This window comes from Parvimonas sp. D2 (assembly GCF_035282635.1).
Lineage (GTDB): Bacteria > Bacillota > Clostridia > Tissierellales > Peptoniphilaceae > Parvimonas.
This window is the reverse complement of sequence record NZ_JAYKBO010000058.1, coordinates 1-262: the sequence shown is the minus strand read 5'-3', so window position 1 is coordinate 262 and position 262 is coordinate 1. Positions and strand designations below refer to the sequence as shown.

Here is a 262-nt window from a genome sequence, read left to right as displayed (position 1 = left end):
GTCGTGCGTTCATGCGGTCCTCCTGTCGTTGCGCAAGCGGTCAGCGGCGGCCGACGATGGCCGAGATTTCGATCTTCACATCGCGCGGCAGGCGCGCCACCTCCACCGTGGCCCGAGCGGGGGCGCCGGTCTTGAAGTACTCGCCATAGACCTTGTTCATGGCGGCGAACTCGTTGAGGTCCTTCATGAAGACCGAGGTGGACAGCACATCCTCATAGCCCAGTCCCTGGGACTTGAGCTTGGCGCCGATGTGGTCCAGCAC

At 63.7% G+C, this 262-nt stretch carries 1 protein-coding gene; it reads right to left on the bottom strand.

Features of this window, described 5'->3' with window-relative positions; genetic code table 11:
• Positions 1-40 precede the first annotated feature (40 nt).
• Positions 41-262: Rid family hydrolase (locus tag VJI77_RS07570; RefSeq protein WP_323988989.1), on the bottom strand; the 222-nt coding region annotated here is incomplete at its 5' end.